Source organism: Nonomuraea sp. NPDC049400 (assembly GCF_044466425.1).
Classification (GTDB): Bacteria; Actinomycetota; Actinomycetes; order Streptosporangiales; family Streptosporangiaceae; genus Nonomuraea.
On sequence record NZ_JBITMP010000078.1, the window covers coordinates 1 to 23903 of the forward strand.

At 67.3% G+C, this 23903-nt stretch carries 17 protein-coding genes and 1 tRNA gene; 12 read left to right on the plus strand and 6 right to left on the minus strand.

The genetic code is table 11. The features are described 5' to 3' along the window. Positions 1–792: 792 nt before the first annotated feature. Both ACIBVN_RS55650 and ACIBVN_RS55655 read right to left on the minus strand, forming a co-directional pair. Complete coding sequence (locus tag ACIBVN_RS55650; RefSeq protein WP_397150187.1) at positions 793–1170, minus strand: hypothetical protein; 378 nt, start codon at positions 1168–1170, stop codon at positions 793–795. A 12-nt stretch (positions 1171–1182) separates the two neighbouring features. Next, positions 1183–9156, minus strand: coding sequence for a polymorphic toxin-type HINT domain-containing protein (locus tag ACIBVN_RS55655; RefSeq protein ID WP_397150189.1), 7974 nt, complete (start codon positions 9154–9156; stop codon positions 1183–1185). Positions 9157–10198: 1042 nt separating this feature from the next. Here ACIBVN_RS55655 and ACIBVN_RS55660 point away from each other — a divergent pair. The 6 genes from ACIBVN_RS55660 to ACIBVN_RS55685 all read left to right on the plus strand — a co-directional run bounded on the left by ACIBVN_RS55660 (position 10199) and on the right by ACIBVN_RS55685 (position 13811). After that, positions 10199–10275, plus strand: a tRNA-Pro gene (locus ACIBVN_RS55660). A gap of 392 nt (positions 10276–10667) precedes the next feature. After that, a complete protein-coding gene (locus ACIBVN_RS55665; RefSeq protein ID WP_397150190.1) occupies positions 10668–11555 on the plus strand; it encodes a group I intron-associated PD-(D/E)XK endonuclease in 888 nt (295 codons plus the stop codon). A gap of 325 nt (positions 11556–11880) precedes the next feature. Continuing rightward, a complete protein-coding gene (locus ACIBVN_RS55670) occupies positions 11881–12306 on the plus strand; it encodes a hypothetical protein (protein ID WP_397150192.1) in 426 nt (141 codons plus the stop codon). 69 nt (positions 12307–12375) lie between these two features. Beyond that, the gene (locus ACIBVN_RS55675) at positions 12376–12924 is read left to right on the plus strand and encodes a hypothetical protein (RefSeq protein ID WP_397150194.1); all 549 of its coding nucleotides are present in this window, start codon (positions 12376–12378) and stop codon (positions 12922–12924) included. 8 nt (positions 12925–12932) lie between these two features. Continuing rightward, positions 12933–13607, plus strand: a complete 675-nt coding sequence (locus ACIBVN_RS55680) for a hypothetical protein (RefSeq protein ID WP_397150196.1) — start codon at positions 12933–12935, stop codon at positions 13605–13607. Positions 13608–13613: 6 nt separating this feature from the next. Continuing rightward, positions 13614–13811 carry a hypothetical protein gene (locus tag ACIBVN_RS55685; RefSeq protein ID WP_397150197.1) on the plus strand — a complete coding sequence of 66 codons (198 nt, stop codon included), beginning with the start codon at positions 13614–13616 and terminating at the stop codon, positions 13809–13811. A gap of 68 nt (positions 13812–13879) precedes the next feature. Here the strand turns inward: ACIBVN_RS55685 and ACIBVN_RS55690 are convergent, their stop codons facing one another. Both ACIBVN_RS55690 and ACIBVN_RS55695 read right to left on the minus strand, forming a co-directional pair. Then, positions 13880–14293, minus strand: a complete 414-nt coding sequence (locus ACIBVN_RS55690; protein WP_397150199.1) for an ATP-binding protein — start codon at positions 14291–14293, stop codon at positions 13880–13882. Between the two features lie 15 nt (positions 14294–14308). Then, positions 14309–15079, minus strand: coding sequence for a SigB/SigF/SigG family RNA polymerase sigma factor (locus ACIBVN_RS55695; RefSeq protein ID WP_349447750.1), 771 nt, complete (start codon positions 15077–15079; stop codon positions 14309–14311). Positions 15080–15254: 175 nt separating this feature from the next. Here ACIBVN_RS55695 and ACIBVN_RS55700 point away from each other — a divergent pair, with 175 nt between their 5' ends. Continuing rightward, a complete protein-coding gene (locus ACIBVN_RS55700; protein WP_349448246.1) occupies positions 15255–15611 on the plus strand; it encodes an STAS domain-containing protein in 357 nt (118 codons plus the stop codon). 3 nt (positions 15612–15614) lie between these two features. On the opposite strand, the gene ACIBVN_RS55705 is transcribed toward ACIBVN_RS55700, so the two are convergent. Continuing rightward, entirely contained in the window at positions 15615–16331 is a 717-nt protein-coding gene (locus ACIBVN_RS55705; RefSeq protein ID WP_397150201.1) for an ANTAR domain-containing response regulator, read from the minus strand. A gap of 64 nt (positions 16332–16395) precedes the next feature. On the opposite strand from ACIBVN_RS55705, the gene ACIBVN_RS55710 reads away from it, so the two are divergent. From ACIBVN_RS55710 to ACIBVN_RS55720, 3 genes are all read left to right on the plus strand, one after another. After that, positions 16396–18222 carry a SpoIIE family protein phosphatase gene (locus ACIBVN_RS55710; protein WP_397150240.1) on the plus strand — a complete coding sequence of 609 codons (1827 nt, stop codon included), beginning with the start codon at positions 16396–16398 and terminating at the stop codon, positions 18220–18222. Positions 18223–18350: 128 nt separating this feature from the next. Next, positions 18351–19454 carry a glycosyltransferase gene (locus tag ACIBVN_RS55715; RefSeq protein WP_397150203.1) on the plus strand — a complete coding sequence of 368 codons (1104 nt, stop codon included), beginning with the start codon at positions 18351–18353 and terminating at the stop codon, positions 19452–19454. Positions 19455–19516: 62 nt separating this feature from the next. Next, positions 19517–20254 carry a glycoside hydrolase family 16 protein gene (locus ACIBVN_RS55720; protein ID WP_397150205.1) on the plus strand — a complete coding sequence of 246 codons (738 nt, stop codon included), beginning with the start codon at positions 19517–19519 and terminating at the stop codon, positions 20252–20254. On the opposite strand, the gene ACIBVN_RS55725 is transcribed toward ACIBVN_RS55720, so the two are convergent. Continuing rightward, complete coding sequence (locus tag ACIBVN_RS55725) at positions 20232–21278, minus strand: helix-turn-helix domain-containing protein (RefSeq protein ID WP_397150207.1); 1047 nt, start codon at positions 21276–21278, stop codon at positions 20232–20234. The genes ACIBVN_RS55720 and ACIBVN_RS55725 overlap by 23 nt on opposite strands. Positions 21279–21353: 75 nt before the next feature. Here ACIBVN_RS55725 and ACIBVN_RS55730 point away from each other — a divergent pair, with 75 nt between their 5' ends. Beyond that, positions 21354–22271, plus strand: coding sequence for a proline dehydrogenase family protein (locus ACIBVN_RS55730; protein ID WP_397150209.1), 918 nt, complete (start codon positions 21354–21356; stop codon positions 22269–22271). Next, on the plus strand, positions 22271–23896 hold the full coding sequence (gene pruA, locus ACIBVN_RS55735) for an L-glutamate gamma-semialdehyde dehydrogenase (RefSeq protein ID WP_397150211.1): 1626 nt from the start codon (positions 22271–22273) through the stop codon (positions 23894–23896). Before ACIBVN_RS55730 ends, pruA begins: the two co-directional genes overlap by 1 nt. The last annotated feature ends 7 nt before the right edge of the window (positions 23897–23903 follow it).

Sequence of the window (23903 nt, forward strand, 5' to 3'; positions counted from 1 at the left end):
CTGGAAGCGTAGAGAACTCCCATCATCCCAGGTCAAAGGGCACCTCGCCCTATTTCACGATTCTTTTGTCAGATCCTCAGCGGTGAATCCAGGCTGAGGGAGTCGGGCGGGGAGCCCTCTGCCTGCACGAACGTCTCAAGCCGTCGGATGCGGTCGTCGCAGGTCTAACTGCGTTGGCTCCCATATTTGGCTCCCCGTTGGGCCCTCGCTGACGATCTCAAGAGCTAGATCTCTGATCAATCCTCACGATTCACCCTTCGGTTCCAAAGTAGAAGACCCATTCAAGGGCGCGAACGCCACGGATCTGGTTAGGCACCTGATCAGGTTCCTAGAGCGGCCTGGGCGCGGCGGGGTATTCAGCCAGTCCGGTCAGCTCATCATGTGCCCCGACCGCCCGCCAACTCCTCAGCAGCAGGACCACGGGGAACGAACTGCTCAAGTCGTGGGTGGCTCCCCTCTTTGGCTCTCTCAAGACGAAATTACTCCAGGGAGTTATCCCAAGCCAACGGATAGTTATCGAGACCATTAAGGCCGTCGCGCCTAGCGTGGCCTGACGCGTCGCCCTCGTGGTCCTGTTACTCCTGCCGTTGGCGGGGCGGTTCTCTGCCGTAGCGCCTGTCCAGCAATGCGCGCGTGGGCGGCGCGGCCGCGACCGGCCGGAGAGTCGCAGCGCGGCCGGCGACCGCCCGACGCGCGGCAGGCCACGTAGCGGGCAGCTTTAATGACCACGAAACGTAGCCGCCAGAAAACGATCAGTGCCTTCGCAGTCGTCAACGTAGCCGACAGGCAGGCCTAATCCTCGTCGCCCTGCGCGTCCACATGTGGTTCAAGAATCCACATATCCGACCAAAAAATCAGTTTTGTCATGGGCGCGTCGATAAGAGCTAGCGAACGTCTGCCATCACTTAGATGGATTGAAATTAGCCTCACTTCATCGGCTTCATACTCAGCCAGGAAACGGACGAGTCTATCTACTTCAAGAAATTTTCGATGACCTGCCGTAAGGCGTCGCAATCTGCGTTCATACGTTCTTCGAAGCTCTTCGACCTGGACCAGCGAATGACTATCCTCTATATAGGTGATTTCATCCAGGAGGCCGGCAAGATCTTCGGGCACGACTTTCCGCGCTATCGCCTGAATAGCCATAACGCGGAAAGCCTCAACTATCATGCCTCAACCTCACTAGCAGCTAGGGCGGCGCCAGGGTCCTCCGCCGATACTGACTTCCGCCCCAGTCTGAGTTCCTGCTATAAGGACTTCACTCTCATCATAGATATCAGGAGAATCGAAAATCCTATTCGGCGATACGGCGCTCTTGCGAATTCTCATAACAATTCCAGGCGGCCCCATCTCGTCTGCCGCGTCTCGGGCTACTCCATCGAGATCAGTTGTCCATGATGTGAAGATGCTTCTCGTATTTCCGCCGTTATGACGCGCAGGATCTCTATGACCGCCGAGCGGTGGCGCTATTCCGCGAAGCGCATTCTTGTAGAACCAATGCCCCTCCGGAATTCCTCTGTAAAGGTAATCGTCATCTCCACCATCGTTGTGGACAAGGATAGCTTGGTCGCCTGCTACCACATGGTAGGTGTGCAGTTCGCCGACCGTCAGGTTGTGGACACGCGTGCTCGCCGTCCACGCCTGGACCGCAACGGTCTGGACATACGTGCCTGCGGATGTTTGCAGCCACATGCCGGGCTGGAGCTGTCCGGCGTCGAGCCACTTGCGTAGCGCTGGCGCCCAGAAGGGGTGGTTGTCCGTTGCCGTGATGGTGTCGGTGGTGGTTCCGCGGTTGCCGTCGATGTCCACGGTGATCTTGACGAGGCGTTTCGTGCCTTCGCCTGTGATCAGGGCGGTCACAGGTTCGGCCATGGTCAGGCCGGTCTCCGGGTCGACTGCGATGACTCGGTCGCCGATCTTGATGTCTTCGATGGCCTTGGTGCTCCCGTCGGCCATCAGCACGCGGGTGCCGGAGACGAAGCTGTTGGGCGGATCGCACGAGTAGTTCGTTGGCGGTGGCGGGTCGCCGTATTCGACGGGGACGTCGGTAGAGCCGTCGGGGATGACCCTTGCCACGCCGTCGACACAGAGGCCGGCGAGCCGCTCGTCGTCTTCGCAGTGGATGACGCTGGGAACGGTGTCGGGGGCGTTCGGGTCGGCCGTGGAGACGCCATGATCACCAACGCTCGTGACGGCGGTATCGCCCAATTCGATGCGGTCTCGCCTCGCGCAGGGCGCTCCGGGTGCAAGAGGGCACCGGCTCTCGATCTTGAAGGACGCGGATGCCGAAACGCCGCCTGTAACGGGCTTGGGTTTAGGTGGTTTGGGCGGTTTGGGCGCGGGTGGTGGCGGAGAAGTGCTTGGCCTGGTGTAGCAGTTACGTGTGCACGTGGGATTGCCGTGGGGTTGTCCCTGAGGATTGCCGCGTCGCTTTTTGGGATCCTTGTGCGACTGCTTGCTGGGTTCAGGATAGCGAGGCTGCGTAGACACGCGACGGTCATCCGCATATGGGCTCTGATTCGGCGCACCGTATCTAGGGCCTGAAGCTGTACTTGGTGAACCCGTCCTCGGTCTTTTACCAGCTTTAGTGTTCGATTTTGGAGTAGTGGTTGTTGTATTGCCGTTTCTGCCATTTGGCCGGGCACCAGTGTTGAGCTTCTTCACTGGTGTGCCATTGATATGAGTCCGACCAGAGATCGGCAGAACGGGAGCACCACCACCGCCGCGCCCGCCTCCAGGCCCGCCACCACCACCGCAACCGCAGTGGATCACATCTTGATGACCTGACGGATCAAGACCGGTCACTGGATCACCGCTCGCATAGGTGTAGCGGTTGGCTTGAATAGACGGAACTGGGGTCAGAGTCCAGGTGTCGCGGGAGGCAAAGCCTCCGGTTGACGGCTGGTACCAGCGGGCGTGCATATTGACGTTGCCCGTGTCGGGGTCGGTGTATTCGCTCTGGTAGCCGAGCGCGGGTTTGGTGCCGTTCTGGGCGGCGACCTCGCCGAAGGGGTTGTAGGTGGTGGTGCTGGACAGGGCGGTGCCGGTGAAGGTGCCGACCAGGTCCTGATGGATGTCGGTCAGCGCGCCCGCTGCCGGGTTGGCGCCTTCCTTGACACTGACCAGGTCGCCGAAGGGGCCGCGGCCGTAGCTGGCTTGCACAGCGCCGGCCTGGTCGGTGATGGCGATGATGTCGTTGTCGAGCCCGGCGTAGACGAAGCGCTGCTGGTTGCTGCCGCTCTTTTGGCGGGTGAGCATGCGGTCGAAGGCGTCGTAGGTGTAGGTGGCGTCGCCGTCGTTGATGAGCCGGTCGAAGGCGTCGAAGGTCAGGTAGCGGGTGTTGCCGTTCTTGGTCTGGGACGCGAGGGTGCCGCGCGGGGTGTAGGTGTAGGTACTACCGTCGCCTGAGATCAGGCGGTTGCGTTCGTCGTAGATGTAGGTCTTGTCGCCGGCCTTGGTGCGGTTACCGGCGTCGTCCCACTCATACGCGGTGGTGGTGCCGTCCGGGCCCTTCCAGGAGGTGAGGCGGCCTGCGTGGTCGTAGCCGTAGGTGTTGCTGCCGGCGCCAGCTAAGCCTTCGGTGGTCTTGCTGGTGAGGTTGTCGTCCTTGTCCCACCCGTAGGTGATCTTGGCGAATTGCCCACCAGTGCTGTTCTTCAGCGTCTGAGCGAGCGGCCGGTCGACGGCATCATAGGTGTTGGCCGGGTTGGTGGAGGTGATGGTGGCGAGCCGGTCGGCCTTGTCGTAGTCGTAGGTGTTGGTGCGGCCGCTGACCGGGTCGGTGACGGTCTTGAGCCGGTTGTCGTCGTCCCAGGTGTAGGTGGTGGTGCCCGTTAGGTCGATGCGCTGGGTGGGGTTGCCGAGCGCGTCGTAGGCGAAGCTGCTGGTCCCGGACGGCGAGGTGAGCTTGGTGAGCAGGCTGCGGTCGTTGTACTCCAGCGTCTGATCGCCCACGCTGGTGGGGCGGTCGGCCAGGTCGTAGCCGTAGGTCTTGTCGCCTGCGACGATGCCCGCCCCGGAGCCGCTGATCTTGGTGACGCGGTTGAGGTTGTCGTACTGCCGGTCGAGGCGAACGCCGCCGGGTTGGATGAGCGCGGTCTCGTTGCCTGCGACGTCGTAGACGTGGGTCCAGGTGCGGTCGGCCAGGTTGGGGTGGGCGGTGGTGGCCGGCTCGGTCAGGGTCTCGATCAGGCCGAGAGTGTTGTAGCTGGTCCAGGTGGCGTTGCCGCGCCCGTCGGTGATACGCGTGCGGGCGCCGGTGGCGTCGTAGCCGAAGCTGGTGTTGATCGACTTGGTGTCGGAGACCGGCTCCACCAGCTCGGTGAGCAGGTCGGTGGCGTCGTAGCTGCGGCGGGTGACGTGCCCCTCGCCGGAGGTGTAGCGGGTGGGGTTGCCGGCGGCGTCGTAGCCCAGCCCGACGGTGCGCACGGTCGCGCCTGTACCGTCCAGGCTCTTGACGCTGGTAAGCCGGCCGGCCAGGTCGTAGTCGCCGACCATGGCGTTACCGAGCGGGTTAGTGACCTTGGCGGGCCGCCCGACCAGGTCGTAGTCGTAGGCGATGGTGTTATTCGTCGGATCGGTCACCGCGGTGACCTCTCCAGCCGCGTTGACCGTGTAGCTGGTGGCCTTGTTGTTGGGCGGAGTCACCTTGGTCACGTCGCCGACGGCGTTGTACTCGAAGGTGGTGGTGTAGGCCGCGCTGGCGGGACGCCGTTCGATCACGGTGCTGGTGATCCGTCGTCCCAGGTCGTCGTAGGTGCCCTCGGTCCGGGCACCGGTCGGGTCGATCGCCGCCAGTTGCTCGCCCGCCAGGGCGTACTCCGAGATCCACTGCCCGGCCGGTTGCCCCTGCGCGGCGGGCGGATCGGTCACCCGGACCGGGTTACCGAGGGCGTCATACTCGGTCGTGGTGACCTGCCCGCGCGGGTCGGTGCTCTTGATCAGACGCCCCGCTGGGTCGTAGTCGTAGCCCATCTTGGGGGTGACCGCGCTGCCGCCGGGCGGCGTGTAGGGCATGGCGGTCAGCGACGTACGGCGGCCCACCTTGTCGAAGCCAGAGGTAGCCAGACGCCCTTCCGGATCAATGACGTGGGTCTGCCAGCCCGCGGTGTTGTAGCCGATCCGGCTTGTCGGGCGCCCCTCCTCGGCAGTTCCGGCCTTGTCGATCTGGACGCTGGGGGTCTTGATCTCGGTGAGGCGGCCGCGCGCGTCGTAGCGGTTCGTGGTGGTGTAGTCGACGGCGTTCGCCCCGTCGGCGTTGCCGCGCGGGTCGGTGGTGGCGGTGATCAGGCCGCGATCGTCGACCGCCCACGTAGTGGTGAGGTCCTGGTCGCCGTTCTCCACGGTCTGCCGGGTCCTGATGCCGGCGGCGTTGTAGGCGTAGGTGACGATCTCTTGGCGGGTCGTGCCCGCTGCGGTGCGCGTCTCCTTGGTCGTCAGATCGTTGGCGTCGTACTCGTAGGCGGTCTTGCGCTTGAGCTTGTTCGGGTCGAGCGTGGCGGAGGTGAGGCGGCCGGCGGCATCGTAGACGTAATCGGTAGTGGTGATGCCTACGCCCGTGGTGATATCGACCCCGATCACCTGCTGGGTGAGGTTGCCCGCAGGATCGTAGGTGTTGACTTCCAGCCCCACGTCCTTGGAAGTGGTGGAGCCGTTCAGCTTGACATCGTCGCCGATCACCTGCGACAGCAGGCCGTCATTGAAGTATCTGTAGGAGGTCTTGCGGCCCATCGCGTCCACCCGCGCGGCCAGGCGACCGCCGTCGTCGTAGGAGAACGACTCCAGGACGATTTCCTTGGCTGGTTGCGGGTTGACCGGGCTGCCGGTCCAGTTCTTCAACGTCCGGCTGGCCAACTCGCCGCGCTTGGTGTAGGCGTAGCCGAACACCGAGCCCAGCTCGTCGGTGAGGGCCGTTTGCAGGCCGAGCTTGTCCCAGCTGGTGCGGACCACACCACCCTCGGGATCGGTGCTGGTCTCCTGATGGCCGTAGGCGTCGTAGGTGTAGGTCGTCGTCCGCTCGGGGTCGCCGCCCGTCAGGTCGGTGACGGTCTCGGTGAGCGTGTTGCCGTCCGGGTCGTAGGTGTAGCTCGTCTTCGCCGTGTGCGTGACACCGGAGATCTCGTTCTTCACACCCGGCGCCGTCTGCGTGGCCAACCGGCCGAAATCGTCGTAGGCGAAAGTGGTCTTCACCCCGCCGGGTTCCGCATCGGAGATCTGCATTTGGGCGGTCACACGCCCTAACACGTCGTGCTCAACCTTGGTGACCAGCCCGGACGGGTCGGTCTGCTCCGCCAGATCGCCCGCAGCGCTGTAGCCGAACGTCGTGACATTGCTCTTGGCGTCGGTACGCGTCTTCACCAGTCCGGCCGGTGTGGTCCCACCGCCGACCGCCGGCTCGCTGCCGTCGGTGTAGGCGATAGTGCTGGAGCGGCCGTTGGGAAAGTCGAGCGTGGCCGGAGTGATCTGCTTGGTCTGCTCGCCGTAGGAGTTGTACTCGAAGACGGTGGCGTAGGTGTTGTCGGTGGCGCTGGCTGAACGGGCGTCGCGGACTTTGATCAGGCGGTCGTTGCGTGGGTCGAACGGATTGGCAGCGTTCAGGTAGTACTCGCTGCGGACGATCTCGCTGTTGGTCGTGCGGCGGGTTCTGCGCTCGATCATGTTGCCGCGGGCGTCGTTGTAGGTGGTGACGGTGTTGAGGTTCGGGTCTGTGATGGATTGCAAGAAGCCGCCGGTGTCGTAGCTGTAGGTCGTCTTCTTCCCCAGTTGATCGGTGAAGGAGGTGATCCGGTAGCCGCGCCAGGCGTCGTACACATACTGAAGGGGGCTGCCGTCCTGCGGGTCGGTGACCGTGACCGTGCTCATACCAGTGGTGCGGTCGTAAACGGGCTTGCCGATCTTCCAGGCGCCGCCGTGCTGGTCGGTGTGAGTCGTGAGGCGGTCGCTGGCCGCGTCATAGGCGTTGGCGGCCCACACGCGACCGGAGGGCAGCGTCACCTTGGTCAGCTTGTTCGGCGCGGCGGCGCGGGCGGCGAAGTGGGTGGCGGTTTCCGCAGCCGACAGCGGACGATCGTAGACGGCGACCTCGTCGACGCTTGTAGCCAGCCCACCGACCCACGCGTACGGCCAGTCCTCGGGATTGTTGATTGTCGCGGTGAGCGTCCCTGCCGCCTGACCGTCCAAGTACAGCGTTTGCGTGTCGCCTGCGACGGTCAGCAGGACATGGTGCCAAGCGCCGTCGTTGACCGCGACGGCGGAGGTGATGGGGGTAGTGGTGGGCAGGTAGGCCGCCGACAGTTTGCCGTCGGCCGCTATCTGCAGCATCGAGTGCTTGGTCGCGTACCACTTGTATTGCAGTTGCAGGAGCGGTCCCGTGCCGGTCGTCTTGAACCAGGTCTCAAACGACGCCCACTTGCCCACACGCGCGAGCAAATCACTTGGCAGGGAGACGGAGTCATCGGCGTCGAGTTCGACGGCGGTGTCAGACGTTCCGGCCAGCGCACCGGGCTTACCGAACGTGCCACCGTTGTAGATGCTGTCGTTGTTCCAACCGAGGTCTTTCGCTTCGGTCCCGCTGCTCTCGCCCAGCCGCCAATACCCCATGGGATCGGAGTCCAGCACCGTGGTCCGATACAGCGATCCGGAGGCGTGGTCATACTGTGTGCAGCCTTGCTTGGGATTGCACACCTTCTCCAAGACGTCACCGTTGTACGAGTAGGTCCAGGTCAGCGATTTACCGTCGACAGGCGCCGTGGACACCGACGTCACGTGGGCACCGGTCCAGGAAAACGTCAGCGACCGGCCCCCCGGCGCGGTGACTTGGGAGAGCTTGCCGTCCTGCCCGTGTATGAGCGTCTGCGCACGCCCCCGCCCATCGACGATCTTCGTCAGGCGTCCGCTCTCGTCGAACACATACGACGTCGACGTCTTGTCCATCAACGCCCAGCCCGTGCAGGTCGTCCCCGCCGGACAGGTTGGCGACTTCGACGCCTCAGCAAGGGTCGCGTTCAGGCCGGGGGGAGGCTGATAGCTGCCATCGCCCTTCTTCGCGAAACGCACCTGGCGCCCGTCCGGATAGGTCACCAGCAGCGACTCCCGGCCCCGTATCTGCTCCGGGACGATCCGCATGTCCCACCGGGTCGACCAACCGGCGCCGAAGATGCCCGTGCGTCGCGGATCCATGCTGTTGTACGAGCGCACCACCGACAACGGCGGCCCGACCGTGCTGACCTGGGCGTCGGTGAACCTGGTGGTGTAATTGCCGACCAGCTGATGAAACTCCTGGCCGCTCCCACCGGACGTCGACAATTGTGACGTGATCGCGGGCTGGCGCACACCGACGACGAAGGTGCGTGTCTCCGAGTACTGACTTTGGCCGCCGATGGTGGAGGCGTCCATGACCTTGAGGCGCCACCAATACTGGCGCCCCCAGGACAGCACGCCATCTGGCACTGTCCTGCTGCCAGAGGACGTCCAGCAGCAGTCCTCGTAGGTGCGGCAGCCGTACATCGACGGGGTATCACACACCTCAAAGTCGAAGCTGATCGTGCCGCCCGCCCACGTGGTGGCCGTAGCGCTCAACGTCGGCGTGGTCGTCATCAGTTGCAGGCCGTTGTCCGGAGACATCGAGGTGATCGTCGGCGCCGGCGGCTTCGGGCAAGGCCCCACCAACAGCCAGTCGGTACGGTTTGTATTCGGTGGGGTTGTGTTGTTGCTGGCAGAAATGTTCTGGACGGCTTTCCAGACCTGCCCGCTGTACGAGACATACGTCCCAGCGGGGACGTAATCGCCAAACGACCACCGCTCATATGAACCACACGGCGGCTCAGCCGCCAACTGTGCCATGAACGCTGATGCACTGCTCACAGGCTTACTGGCCGCCCGCACCACCCGCGTAACACCATCACGCTCTTCCCGCGGTAACGCGGTCTTCGGCACCTCAACGTCCTGCTTCGGCGTGCCCGCAGCGGCATGCGTCCGCGTGGCCTCGCTTGAGGTGAGCGTGGGCAAAGCCTTGGTGGACCCAAAAGCCTGCTTCGGCGTTTCCACAGGGCCTTGGAAAACAGCAGAAGCAGCAAGGGCGGCCGTATCAGCAGTTGCCGGTAACGACTGCAACATGAGCAAGCCTGGCAACAGGCTCATGAGGATGGCTGCCACCACGGCGGACTTCCGCCCACAACGAGCCCACGCCAAACTCCGGCGCATACGCCGTCACGCTCCGAACCACAACGAGGGGCATCCCGGGGATGCCAAACGTCGCTCCACCCCACCCGGCAGGCCATCCTGACTCGTGCGGCTCTTGAGCTCTGACCAAACGGGCAAAGCCTAACGATCGCAAGATCAGCTCACAAGAGCGAATTTCGCCATGAGGCAGGAACGGAGTGCGACGTACCGGATGAAACCTCGCAGCCTTGAGTCGTGTACTGCGGAGTGGTTGAGGCGCCTGTAGTGGCCGACCCACCGAGCTTTCACCGGCGGCGCGCGGCCGGGGTCGCGGGCTTGTTGCCAGTGGGCCAGGGCCTCGAGCCGGGCGTAGTGGGCCAGCGAGGCGACCGAGGTGTGGCCGGAGTAGGCGATCAGAGTGGAGGCATTGCCGCTGTCTTGGGCAGCGTGGATGAGCGCGGAGTGGCGCAGCTGGTGCGGCGTCCGCAGCCCACCGGGCAGCTCATTGATGGCTTTCTCGAAGAGCTCGGCGGCACGGCAGGAGGACAGGTGGACCCGGCCGGAGTCGGAATCAACGTCGCGCGGCGGGAGCGGGACGCGGGCGCGCCGGACGGCGAGGAAGGGCGACCCATGGCGCGGCCGTCGAGCATGCGGGCGGTGGGCGTTGGCCAGACGATGACGTCGACTGCGCCACCGATGCCATGGTCTTGTGGGTGATGATCATCCTCATGGGACGACGACTCGCACGATCCGCGTCCCGCCACTCAACCTGACGATCACACGCGCACTTACGCCGCACCCACCGCCCAAGCTTGGCCTGCTCGCCGGCGGTCAATCCAGCGGCTCGACCTTCGGTCCCGGACGCCCCATGCCAGAACGCCAGATGAATTTCCGACTCAGCACACCAGCGGCTGCAGGCGCCATGGCGGCCCCTCCAGCCTTCACGAGAGTTGGCACGGAGGGGTCCTTCGCTCGTGATAGTGTTTTCCACGCAAGGCCGAGCGGAACCAAAACCAAAAAGTTCCCGCCGAGGGCTTGACGGGACGTAGCGCAGCTTGGTAGCGCACCTGACTGGGGGTCAGGGGGTCGCAGGTTCAAATCCTGTCGTCCCGACCATATCGCCCGATCATCGATATTCGATGATCGGGTTTTACTATTCTGTGGCAGTGCCAGCTCTCACATCCAAGTACACCCGGTACGACGCCATACGGTGGACTGACGACGACCTACGCACCGCCATACATAAGTCGATCAGTTGGGCTGGCGTAGCCAGATCGCTCGGATATCATCCGACGGCCACGGCCTCGCGCAAGATCATGCAAGCCCGGGCCGAAGAGCTCAGGATTGACACGTCACACTTCCAGTCACAGCCAGGGCGCCCCCGCAAGACGCGCCCTCTCGCTGTCGCACCCACCACAATCGGGCAATCCCCGTCCCGGAACGACGCGACGCCAGCGTCTGCGGACACGGTAGGACAGAAGCCAAGGCTATGGCGGGCGAAATTCGTAGTGTCTGACGAAGAGTTCGGCCAGGTTGTCGCGGCTGCCCGTTCGTGGGCCGATGTCCTAGGCCAGTTGGGTTACAGTCGCCGCTCCGAGAAGGCCATTTCCCGGTTGAAAGACCGAGCATGCGAACTGGGCCTTGCAGTGGACCACTTCCGTAAGACCTGGGGTGACGAGGACCTCATCACCGCAGTAACCGGCGCAACCTCATGGCGAGGCGTGTCACGCGCGCTGGGGATCGCCAGTGAGGGCGGGCGACAGCTCAAAGTCCTGCAACAACGCGCTGAGGCCCTCGGCCTTGATGTCGATCATTTCACGGGATCACGTCGCTGGAGCGTGACACAACTCCGCCAAGCCCTCGAAGGCGAGACATGGAGGGCTGTGACTCACGTGCTCGGAGTGAGCAATACCAGTCAAAGCAGAGCGACCATCCGGCGACGGGCGGCGGCCTTGGGGCTCGCCACCGCTCACTTGGACGCGGGCGACATTGACCATGTTGATCCTGAGCCGAATCAAGGCGACCTCAAACACTTGCGCAAGGCGGCCACCACCATTGCTGCCGCCTGGTTCACACTTCGCGGGTCGGTTCCCTCCATGCCCTTGGAGGCTCAGCCGTACGATCTCCTCGTCGACATGAGAGGTCGCATACATAGGATCCAGGTGAAGACGTGCATGGTGCCCAGCGGTGAGGTGACCATCGCTCACCGTCTGGCCGGAACTGTGAAGGGCGCTCTGGTGCCGTACAGCGCGGCAGATGTAGATGAGTTCTTCATCTTGGACGGCAACTTGTCGATCTACCTCATCCCCATCGACAAGGTGGAGGGCAAGCTACGTATTTCCTTGCGGAAGTACCGACGCTACTGTGTCGGCTCCGCCAGCAGCCTGCTCGATTAGCCCCGGTTGGCCCAAGGACCCGGTTTGGTCGGTGCCTCGTCGCTTGCCACCTCCTCCTTGATCCTCTTCAGGCGGCAGGCAAGGCCGGCAAGGAGAAAACGCTCATGAAGCCGGCGATGACCGTGACAGAGCCGCCGACGGTGAGGTTTACGGGCCGAACTGCATCACGCTCTTGGACATGGGGATGCCGTCTATGGGACCGCGTGGGGCAGGAGTTGCGCGAGTGCACGCACCGGGGTATGCCTCTGCAGGGGAGGGGACGTCATACCCTTACCGCACGTTGAAGATACACGCGTACACGGAGAGCTGGAGCGGAGGTGCCTGGGTGGGGCGGAGGCCGACCATCGATCGGCGGGAGCTGGCCAGGCTGGTTACCGAAGGGATGAGCGTGCAGGAGCTGGCCGCGCACTTCGGGGTCAGTGAGTCCGGGGTGCTGCAGGCCAAGCGGGCTGCCGGGCTGGCCAAGCCGATGCTCGACCACAGCCGCGCCGTGCCGTGGAAGCTGGCCCGTGTGCACGCCCAGTCCGGGCCGGCCACGAATCTTCGTAACCTGTCGGCGGCCGCTCAGGGGAAGCCGCCCGCGGCCGAGCGGTTGAACACGGCTCTGCGGTGGGCTCAGCGGCTCGTGGACGCGGGGCTGGACGTGCGGTACGACGCGGTTGAAGGGTTCAGTGAGGTCCCGGCGCCACCAGGCGGCTCACACGTCGCAGCGGTGCTGGCCGCGGCGAAGGAGGCGCTCGAAGCTCGCTGAGAAGCGAGTTTCGACATGCCCGTTCGAGGGCAGTCGCTGGTCTCGACACAGAGACCGGAGGCGAAGATCATGACCACCTTCATCTGGGTGGCCGTCGTCGTGGTCGCGGTGGTGGCGCTCGCCGCAGTCGCATATCTCGTGCTGCGGCAACAGCAGCGGCGCAACCATCTCCGCGAACGTTTCGGCCCGGAGTACGAACGCGCAGTCGCGGAACACGATAACCGCCGCGAGGCCGAGGAGGAGCTGGTCGACAGGGAGCGGCGCCATGCCGAGCTCGACGTCCACCCCCTGACGGAGGAGTCGCGCGACACGTACGCGAACCGGTGGACCGAGGTGCAGGAGCGCTTCGTGGACGCCCCCGGGTTCGCGGTGAGCGAGGCCGATCAGCTGGTCACGGCGGTCATGGCGGAACGGGGTTACCCGACGCAGGACTTCGAGGAGCGGCTGTCCACCCTGTCGGTGGGGCACGCGGCCACGCTCGACCACTACAGGACGGCTCACGAGATCAGCGGGCGGGCGGCCAGGAAGGAGGCCTCGACGGAGGATCTGCGGCAGGCCATGGTGCACTACCGCGCGCTGTTCGAGGAGCTGCTGCATGAGACCTCACGAGGACGGTGACAGAGATCATGGGCATCCCCACCCCCAGACGTGGCGACGAGGAGCATGCTCGTATCCCCCAGACGGCGGATGAGCACTCGAGCCACGAATACTCGAACGATGATGACGAGCCTCGTCGCGGCGACGGCTCTCCCCAAGCCGTGGCCGATGGCGAGCCGGTAGTTCACCGTCCAGGCGACGGCGACGAGCTGGTGGCGCGTAGCCCGCGCAGTGACGACGAGTACGCGGCCGCCGTGCCTGGGGCCGTGACGGCTCCGCAGGGCGAGCGCGACGCCCCCTACCGCGATCCGTACGCCGGAACCGGCGGCGGCGACATCCCGCCCGAGCCAGGGCCGGAGTCCGGGCCGGTGGCATCCGATGAGGTCCCCGCGCACGCCGCCCCCGAGGACGTCGTCCTCTTCGATCAGGACCCGGACCAGGTGCAGGCCCGCTGGCGCGATCTGCAGGCGTCGTTCGTCGACGATCCCGGCGAGGCCGTACGGCGTGCCGACGGGCTGGTCGGCGAGGTCGTGGAGGCCCTCACCAGCAGCCTCACCAGCCGCACGGACGGCTTGCGCGACCGCTGGAAGAACGCGAAGGACGCGGAGGACGGCGAGTCCGCCGACACCGAGCAGCTGCGCCTGGCGCTGCGCGACTACAGGAGCGTCCTGGAGAGCCTGCTCACCCTTTCCGAGAGGAGGTGACATGACATGCTCGCGGTAGTCGCAGCGATCATCTTCGGGCTGGGGTTCCTGCTCGACCTGGTCGGCGTGCGGATCCCCGGCGGGTTCTCCGGCATGACGTTCGCGTTGCTGGGCCTGACGCTGCTGGCCCTGCACCAGGCAGGCGTCGGTACGGCCGGCATCCGCAGCGGATACGGCAACTGGCGCGGACGAGCCCGCCGATAAACCCCCAAAAAAGCCCCAGAAACTCCACCATCGGGAGGCCGCCGGCAAGGCGGTCTCCCGCGCGGGCGTCACTCCTTGCCGGGGAAGCGCATGATGACGGTGCTGCCGTCACCCCCGGCGCGCAGGGTCAGGTCGGACGACAGCAGGCGGGCCACCCACAGCCCCATCCCGCCGACGGCACCCGGCAGGGGCCCCGGCTTCCACACTCCCTCGTCGTGCACCGCTACGACCAGGTCGCCGTTCACCAGCCAGGTACGCAGGAAGGCGCGGTCCGACCCGTGGGTGACGGCGTTGGTCGCCACCTCGTTGACCGCGATGACGAAGTCGCCGACGGCCTCCTCGGCCATTCCGGCGCCGCGGGCCTCGTCCTCAGCGAACTGCCGGACCTGCGGCAGGTCCGGCAGTCGGAAACGGAGCTCTTTCACGGGCGCGCCGGGCGGCGGGCTCGTGTAGCCCGACTGAGGCTCTGCGTCCTCGTTCACCCGGCGACCTTCTTCTCAACCGACCAGCTCAGTGCGTAGCTGGTCGAGAACCTTGCGGAGGATACGTGAGACGTGCATCTGGGAGATCCCGAACTCGGCCGCGATCTCGGCCTGCGTCATGTTGCCGAAGAACCGCAGCAGCAGGATGTGCTTCTCCCTGGACGGGAGCGCGTCGATGAGCGGCTTGACGGCCTCCCTGTCGACCATGGTGCTCAGCGTGTCGTCGTCCTCCGGGATGACGTCGCCGAGCGAGGCGGCGTCGTCGTCGGTGCCGAGCGGCGCGTCGAGCGACAGGGTGCTGTACGCGGCGGAGGCGTCGAGCGTCAGCAGGACGTCCTCCTCGGTGATGTTCATCTTGGCGGCCAGCTCCGCCACGGTCGGCGATCTGCCGAGGTCCTGGCTGAGGTCGGCGACCAGCCGGTTGAGCTCCGAGCGGCGCTCCTGGTAGAGGCGCGGCACCCGGATGGCCCACGTGCGGTCCCGGAAGTGGCGCTTGACCTCGCCGGTCATCGTCACGACGGCATAGCCCCTGAACGCGTGGCCGAGGGTGGGATCGAAGCCGTTGACGGCTTTCATCAGGCCAACATACGCGGCTTGGAGGAGATCCTCCAACGGCTCGCCGCGGTAGCGGTATCGCCTGGCGATCTCCATGGCCAGCGGCCTGTGCATCTCGACGATGCGTTCGCGCAGGCGCTCCCGCTGACTGTCGGGGGTTTCCGCCCTGACCATCTCGGCCAGGAGCTCTTCAGCCGTCATTTCCTCGAGGACGTATTCCTGCACAGCCATCGCTGCTCCTCATATGGATCGCAGGCGGCCTCCCCCAGCAGGAAAAGCCCAGGCAGAGGCACGCCTCGCTCTACTCTCGAGACGAAAGCCCGCTGCTGGACTCCGCAACAAGTGTCCCCCGTATCGCCGGAAGTATTCCTCCCATGTTCGGTGACAGTAGGGTTGCTCCGTGACCATGCCGGAGAACGGCGAGGGGCCCGTGGCGGCCCTGAGCCTCACGTCGTCGACCGTGGACGAGATCACGGTGATCCGGGTCGACGGCGTGCTCGACGCCACGACCCGCGAGCAGTTCGCCGACTACCTGTCCATGGCCGGCCCCAACCTGATTCTTGACCTGGCCGGCGTGACGTTCATGGACTCGCGGGCGCTCGGGCTCATCGTTCACCACTGGCAGACGAGCCTGGCCTCGGGCGCCAGGTTCGCGCTCATCGGGGTGGAATACTCCAAGTCCAGGGTGATGTGGATCACCGGGCTGGCGCAGCGGCTGCCGCTCTACGACACGCTCGACGACGCGCTGGCGGCCATCGGCTGAGGCTCAGCGCTTCGACTTGCGCTGGTGCTCGTCGACCAGCAGCCTGGCCAGGTCGGCCACCTTGACCTGGTGGTGCTGGGAGATCCTGCGCAGCTCCTCGAACGCGGCCTCGGCGGTGCACCCGCTGGTCTGCATGATGATGCCCTTGGCCTGGTCGATCATCGACCGTCCGGCGAGAGCCTCCTGGAGCTGGGCGGCGTCGGTGCGCACCTCGTCGAACTCCCACATGTTCGCCATCGCCACCCCGACCTGCTCGGTCAGCATGTCGGCCAGGGAGTGGGCGCCCTGCGGGGAGAACGCTTCCGGGCGTACCGAATAGAGGCCGACCAGCAGCAGGGCGGGCGCCACGTCGATGGGGACGACGAGCACGGAGCGCACGCCCCACCGGGTGGCCAGCGCGTCGTAGCGGGGCCAGCGGGTCTCGCTGAGCACGTCGCTCACGCTCGCGCGGCCGCCGCTCTGCCTGGCCTCGATGGACGGGCCCTCGCCGAGTTCGCGTTCGCCTTCGACGAGCATGATGAGCTCGCTGTGCGAGCCGGAGACCAGCACCCGGTGGTCGCGCCAGTGCTCGGCCGAGGCTCCCGAGCAGCCCGGGACGCCGGCGGCCAGCGCCGTGGTGAGGCCACGCAGCACACTTTCCGTCGAGGTGTCCTCACCCAGCCGGCCCAGAGTGGCGAGGTCACGGGCGAGACCGGGGGTGATCATCGCGGTTGATTCCATAGCAACAAGCCCCTACCCGATATGGCTACCGATATCCCGAGTGTCGTAGCGTCAGAGGGTGACCATGCCGGACCTCGAACAAGCGCTGGACGCGCTGGCCGGGCGCGTGTCGTCGTTGCGTGAGGCGAGGACGGCCTATCCCGCCGACCTCGCGCCCACGCTCGACGCCGCCCTCGCCGAGCTCGACACAGCGGCCGAGCTGCTGGCCGAGGCCCGGGAGGCGCTGCAGAAGGCGCCCAAGCGGCCGGGCGGCAAGAAGGACGGCACGCAGCGGGAGCTCAAGCTGCTGCGCCAGGTTTTCCGGGCCTTTCCCGTGCCGGTCATCGTGCTCGACAGCGGCGGCGTGGTCAGGCGGATCAACCCCGAGACCTCGCGGATGCTCGGCAGCCCCGACGGCTACCTGGTGGGCCGGTCGTTCCCCCTGCTGGTGGATGTGTCGCGGCGGGCGGCGTTCAGGTCGCATCTGACGGCGGTGCTGCAGACCGGGCAGCCGTCGGCGTTCGAGACCCGGCTGGCGCACCAGGGGCGTACGCACGTCGTGCAGCTGGCGCTGACCAGGCTCACGATGCCGGGAGAGCCGCAGCAGATGGTCGCGGCGGTGGCGCTGCCGGTCGAGGTGCAGCTGCCCGAGCCGGGCGCTCGGCGGCCCGAGCAGTCCGACGGCGCGCTGCTGCTGGCGGCGGCCAAGCGGCAGGACCTGCTGGTCAAGATGGCCAATCTGCTGCTGGATGAGGAGGCGCTGCTGCGCCCGGTGGCGCTGCCGAGGGCGACGCGGCTGCTGGCGGCCCAGTGGGCGGACTGGGTGATCGCCGACATGGTCCGTGACGGGGTGCCGCACCGCTCCGTGGTGGTGGCGCCGAAGAGCCAGCCGCTGGGCGAGCTCGTCCGCCAGGTGGAGTCCGCCGATCCGGCGAGCAGCCAGGTCGTGGCGCAGGTGCTGGAGCGCGGCTCCGGCGTGGTGCAGGAGATGGTGGACGACGAGACGCTGTTCGGGTTCTGCGCGGACGGGCCGCTGCTGACGGCGATGGGCGCGGGCTCGATGCTGTGCGTGCCCATCGGCACCGCCGACGGCGTGCTGACGCTGGTGCGCACGCACGACAGGCAGCCGTTCACGCTGGCCGACCTGGCCGTCATGCAGGAGGTGGGGCTGCAGCTGGGCCTGGCGGTACGCGCCCAGAGCAGCTTCCAGAGCCGCTCGAAGGCGGCGGACGCGCTCTCGGCGAGCGTGGCGCCGCGCAACCTGCCCGACGTGCCGGGCTACGAGGCGGCGGCCGTCTACCACCCGGGATCGTCGGTGGGCGCCGAGTTCTACGACGTCTTCCCCATGTCGGGCGGGTGGGGGTTCGCGCTGGGCGGGGCCGCGGGCAAGGGCGAGGAGGCCGCGTCGGTCAGCGCGATGGTACGCGGCGGCCTGCGGGTGCTCAGCGTCTGGGAGTCCGACCCCGACCTGGTGATGCGCAAGGTCAACGAGGCCCTGGTCGCGCAGGGCACCGGCATGTTCGTGATGGCCGTCGCGGGCTTCGTGAAGGGGCGCGAGATCAGGCTGTCGTCGGCCGGGCACCACCCCGCCGCACTGCTGCAGTCCGACGGCGGCGTGCGCTTCGCCGCGGGCGGCGGCGTGCCGCTGGGCATCGCGCCCGAGGCGGAGACCGGGGCGGAGCAGCTGACTCTCGCCTCCGGCGAGACGCTGGTGCTGTATTCGGAGGGGCTGATCTCCTCCAGGAACGAGCGCGGCGAGCCGTACGGCGAGGAGCGCCTGGCCGACGTGCTCGGCCGGTGCGCGGGCCAGTCGCCCTCCACCGTGGTCAAGGCGGTGGAGGCGGACCGGCACGCGTTCTCGGGCGGCCAGGTGTGGGACGAGATCGTGATCTTCGCGCTCCGGGGTGCCTGACCTGCACAGTCATGATGTCTGATCTATAGGGGTTTGCGATCGGCCCGAACCTGGGTATGGTCGAAAGCGTAGATAGACGTGCCTAAGACGCAGGCACACCTTCCAGGCTTTCCACGCTGAGGTGTGCCATGAATATCGCGATCGTCGCCGCCGCCGAGGGTGCTCGGCGTCACCACATCCTTTCCGTCGCGCGCGAGCTGGGTCGCGGGCACCATGTCACCATCTACTCCCGCCGTGACAGCGCCGAAGGCAAGCCCAAGACGCGGGTGGCCCCGGGAGTCACGCTGGAGCAGATAGACGTGGGCCCCGCCGAGGAGCTGGCGGACGACGAGGTCGTGCCGTTCCTGAACGACGTCGGCGAACACCTGATGAAGCGATGGAGCCAGGACCGGCCGGACGTGATCCACGCGCATTCGTGGACAGGCGGGCTGGCCGCCGTGGCGGGCGCCCAGGACCTGGGGGTGCCGGTCACGCAGACGTTCCACACCGTCGACGCCTTGCACAAGGAGCTGGAGCTGGCGCTCGGCCGCCGCGCCGACGCGGTCATCGCCGGCTCGGGCGACGAGGAGTCGGCCCTGATCAGGCTCGGCGTGCCACGCTGCAACATCGCCGTCGTCCCCTACGGCGTCGACACCGAGCGCTTCCAGCGCCGCGGCGCGGTGGCCACGCGGGGCACGCGCAAGCGGCTGCTGCACGTCGGCCCCCTGTCGACCGAGCGCGGCGCGCACACCATCGTCCGGGCGCTGCAGGGCCTCGGCGACGTCGAACTGGTCATCGCGGGCGGGCCGGAACCCGAGGACCTCGAGAACGACCGGGACGCCCGCCGCCTGCGCGCGCTGGCCGAGCAGCTCGGCGTCGCCGGCCAGGTGACGCTGCTCGGCCAGGTCAAGCGCTCCGCCGTGCCGAAGCTGATGCGCAGCGCGGACGCCGTGGTGTCGGTGCCGCGCGAGGCCGCCACGGGGATCGTCGCGCTGGAGGCGATGGCCTGCGGCGTACCGGTGATCGCCTCGGCCGTCGGCGCGCACCTCGACTCCGTCATCGACGGCGTCACCGGGCTGCTGGTGCCGCCCGACCGGCCCGCGCGCACCGCCCGGCTGGCCCGCGAGCTGCTGTCGGACCCGACCCTGCGCACCGCGCTCGGCTACGCCGGTGCCGACCGGGCGCGCTCGCGCTACTCCTGGGAGCGCGTGAGCCAGGAGCTCATCCGGGTCTACGAGGCGGCCTGCGCCTGATCCGGCCCCCGGTTTCCCCGAAGAGCCGTTACCGGAGTGACATCTTTGCTTCCATTGACCCCATGACTACACACAGTCAGGTTCTGGTCACGGTGACGCTCCTGGGCGTCGCCGTGCTCCCCCAGACCGCGCAGGCGCAGACGCCGGGCTGGGGCGCCCCGGTTCTCGTGGAGCACTTCGACGGCTCTGCCCTCGACACCGGCAAATGGATGATCTACCACTCCCCCGAGGCCCGGCGGAACCCCCGTACCGGGAGGGCGACGACGGTCGCGGACGGCGTGCTGCGCCTCAAGGGCGGCATGTACGGCGGCAAGGACCTGTCGGGCGGGGTCGCCACCCGGCTCGCGCAGCAGTACGGCAGGTGGGAGGTCAGGTTCAAGGGCGAGGCGGGGGCCGGCTACACCCCCGTGGCCCTGCTGTGGCCGACCCAGCAGGGAGAGGACGACGACTACGCCGAGGTGGACTTCGCCGAGATCGTCGACCCGGCCCGGCAGGGCGGCGGGATCTTCGTGCACGGCGGGCACGGCCGGGCCCAGCGGCAGCTGCGGGCCGACTTCACCAGGTGGCACACGGTGGCGGTGGACTGGCTGCCGGGGCGGCTGACGTTCTGGCTGGACGGCAGGAAGCTCTGGGACTACCGGGGCCCGTACGTGCCCCAGGGCCGCGAGATGGGGCTCGCGCTGCAGAACGACGTGGTGTGCGAGCCGCAGTGCCGCGACTCCGCCACGCCGGACACCGTGTCGATGTACGTGGACTGGGTCAAGGTCTACCGCGCCCCTACAGCAGCCGGGCGGCCTTGAGACCCAGGTGCACGGCCAGGCGGTCGTCGCCGTCCGAGAGGTCCCTGTGGGTGAGGCGCTCGGCCTTGCCCAGCCGGTAGTAGAGCGTCTGGCGGTGGATGCCGAGCTCGGCGGCCGCCTTCTGGGCGTGGCCGCCGTGGTCGAGATAGACCTCCACCGTCTCGGCCAGCTCGGCGTCCAGGGCGGCGGTCTCGGCCGCCAGCTCGCGCAGGTCCTGCTGCCCGAGCCTGGCCAGCAGGCGGTGCACGCCGAGGTCCTCCCAGCGGGCGATGGGGGCGTACCGGGGGAAGTGCTCGGCGATGCGCAGCGCGTGGCGGGCCTCGCGCCAGCTCAGCCAGGCGTCGTCCGGGTCGGGCCGTGGGGCGCCGATCCCGGCGGCGGTGCCGTACGCGCTCTGCAGGGTCTGCGCGACCTCGCCCGCGAGGTGGGACGGGGTGAGCAGGGCGACGGGCGAGCCGGTGCGGGCCAGGACGCCGCGCGGGAGCGTCCACAAGGCGGCGACGCGCTCGGCCGACTCGCGTACGGCGACCGCCGTGACCGGGCCGGGCAACTCGATGGAGGCGCTCGCGCGCTCCGCCGGATCGGCCGAGAACAGGGCGAGCAGCCCCCGGCCGAGGTCCTGCCGGCTCCTGGCCTCCTGGGCGAGCGCGGCGGCGGCCCTGGCGACCAGCGGCGCGACGGAGTCGAGGGCCGTGAGCGAACCCGAGTCGAGCAGCCACAGGTAGCCGTAGGTGACCTCGCCGTGGCGCAGCGGCCAGCACACTCTGGCGAGGACCCGCAGCTCGGCGTCGGCGGGGATGCGGACCGGGCCCGTGGCCCTGGCGATGCCGTAGCGCTCGAAGTAGTCGCGTACCTCGCCGGTGGCGCGCCTGCGCAGGATCGACTCCTGGCGGACCGTGTCGATGTCGCCGTGCTGCGCCCCGTAGGCCAGCAGCCGGAACGAGCGGTCCTCCAGCGTCACGGACGCCCCCAGCCGGGCGGCGATCTCGTCGACGATCTCTTGCAGGTCTGCCGTGTTGTGCATTTGTATGACAGCCTGCCACACCGGGCGTTACGCACGTCGATGGCCCCCTCTGAGCTGGGTTTTTAGACTTGAGGCATGCTGGGTCAAGTGCTCCTCGCCGCGTCAGGGAGCGGCGTCGTACGCCGTGCCGTGTCGGGTTTTCCGCTCACCAGGAGAGTGGTCGATCGGTTCGTCGCGGGAGAAAGCGTCCAGGCGGCCCGCGACGCCATCGAGCGGCTGCGCGACGCCAAGCTGGCCGTCACCGTCGACCATCTCGGCGAGGAGACGCGCGACGCGCGCGCCGCCGAGGACGTCACGAACGCCTACCTCACGCTGCTCGACGCCCTCCGGCCGCTCGGGCTCGGGGCGGGGGGTGAGGTGTCGGTGAAGCTGTCGGCCGTCGGGCAGCGGCTCGACGACGCGATGGCACTGGAGCACGCCCGCGAGATCTGCGCCGCCGCGGCGCTCAACGGCTCGACCGTCACGCTCGACATGGAGGACCACACCACCGTCGACTCGACGCTGACCATCCTGCGCAAGCTGCGCGAGGACTACCCGTCGACGGGCGTGGCGATCCAGGCGTACCTGTTCCGCAGCGAGGACGACTGCCGCGACCTGGCCGCCGAGGGCTCCAGGGTGCGCCTGGTCAAGGGCGCCTACCGCGAGCCCGCCTCCGTGGCCCACCAGGGCAAGAGCGCCGTGGACAAGGCGTACGTGCGATGCCTGCGGATCCTCATGGCGGGGAAGGGATACCCCATGGTGGCGACGCACGACGATCGCATGATCGCGATCACGGAGCTGCTCGCCGACCGGTTCGGGCGGACGATCGGCGACCACGAGTTCCAGATGCTCTACGGAATCCGGACCGACCTGCAGGAGTCCCTGGCAGGTGCCGGCCACACGGTCCGCGTATACGTCCCCTACGGCGACGACTGGTACGGCTACTTCATGCGCCGCCTGGCCGAGCGCCCCGCCAACGTCGCCTTCTTCCTTCGTGCCCTTGGGGGTAAGTAATGGATGCCATCAGCAACGTCCCCGTTCCCGCCAACGAGCGCATCTACGGGTACGCGCCGGGCAGCGCCGAGCGGTCGGCGCTGGAAGACCGCATCAAGGAGCTGGCCGGGTCGTCGATCGACCTGACCATGACCATCGGCGGCGAGCAGCGCCTGGGCGGCGGCGCCCCCATCGACGTGGTGCAACCGCACAACCACGCCGCCGTTCTGGGCCGTACCAACGACGCTACGGCCCGGGACGTGCAGGACGCCGTCGACACCGCGCTTGCGGCGGCTCCCGCGTGGCGGGCGCTGTCCTTCGACGAGCGCGCGGCGATCTTCCTCAAGGCCGCCGACCTGCTTGCCGGGCCGTGGCGGGCCACGCTCAACGCGGCGACCATGCTGGGCCAGTCGAAGTCGGTGCAGCAGGCGGAGATCGACTCGGCCTGCGAGCTGATCGACTTCCTGCGGTTCAACGTGGCGTACGCGCGTCAGCTCTACGCCGACCAGCCGATCTCGTCGCCTGGCGTGTGGAACCGGATGGAGTACCGGCCGCTCGAGGGCTTCGTGCTGGCGATCACGCCGTTCAACTTCACCGCCATCGCCGGAAATTTGCCGACTTCTGCCGCTTTGATGGGGAATGTCGTCGTCTGGAAGCCGTCGCCCACCCAGCAGTTCGCCGCGCACTTCACCATGCGGCTGCTGGAGGAGGCAGGGCTGCCCCCTGGCGTGATCAACATGGTCACCGGCAACGGGCAGGCCGTCTCCGAGGTGGCGCTCGCGCACCCGGCCCTGGCCGGGATCCACTTCACCGGCTCCACGGCGACGTTCCAGCACCTGTGGCGCACGGTCGGCCAGAACATCGCCTCCTACCACGGCTACCCGCGCCTCGTCGGCGAGACCGGCGGCAAGGACTTCGTGCTCGCGCACCCGTCCGCCGACCCGGCCGTGCTCTCGACGGCGCTGGTCAGGGGCGCGTTCGAGTACCAGGGGCAGAAGTGCTCGGCGGCCTCGCGGGCGTACGTGCCGCGCTCGGTCTGGAACCGGATGCGCGACGACTTCGTCGCCACGGCCGAGTCGCTGACCGTGGGCGACGTGTCGGGTGACCTGTCGACGTTCATGGGCGGGGTCATCGACGCCCGGGCGTTCGCCAAGCACAAGGAGGCCATCGACCGGGCGCGGGCGACCGCGAACATCGACGTCCTCACCGGCTCGTACGACGACAGCGTCGGCTACTTCGTGAAGCCGACCATCCTGGAGTCGGCCGACCCGACCGACGAGATCTTCGTCAAGGAGTACTTCGGTCCCATCCTCGGCGTGCACGTCTACGAGGACCGCGACTTCGACACGGTGCTCGACCAGATGGAGGGCATCGCGCCGTACGCGCTGACCGGGTCGATCATCGCCCAGGACCGGTACGCCATCGCGTCCGCCTCCGAGCGGCTGCGCTTCGCGGCGGGCAACTTCTACGTCAACGACAAGCCGACCGGCGCGGTCGTGGGGCAGCAGCCCTTCGGCGGCGCCCGTGCCTCGGGCACCAACGACAAGGCGGGCTCGATCTTCAACCTGATCCGCTGGGTGAACGCCCGGACGATCAAGGAGACGTTCGTGCCGCCGACCGACCACCGTTACCCGCACATGGGCTGAAATTTCC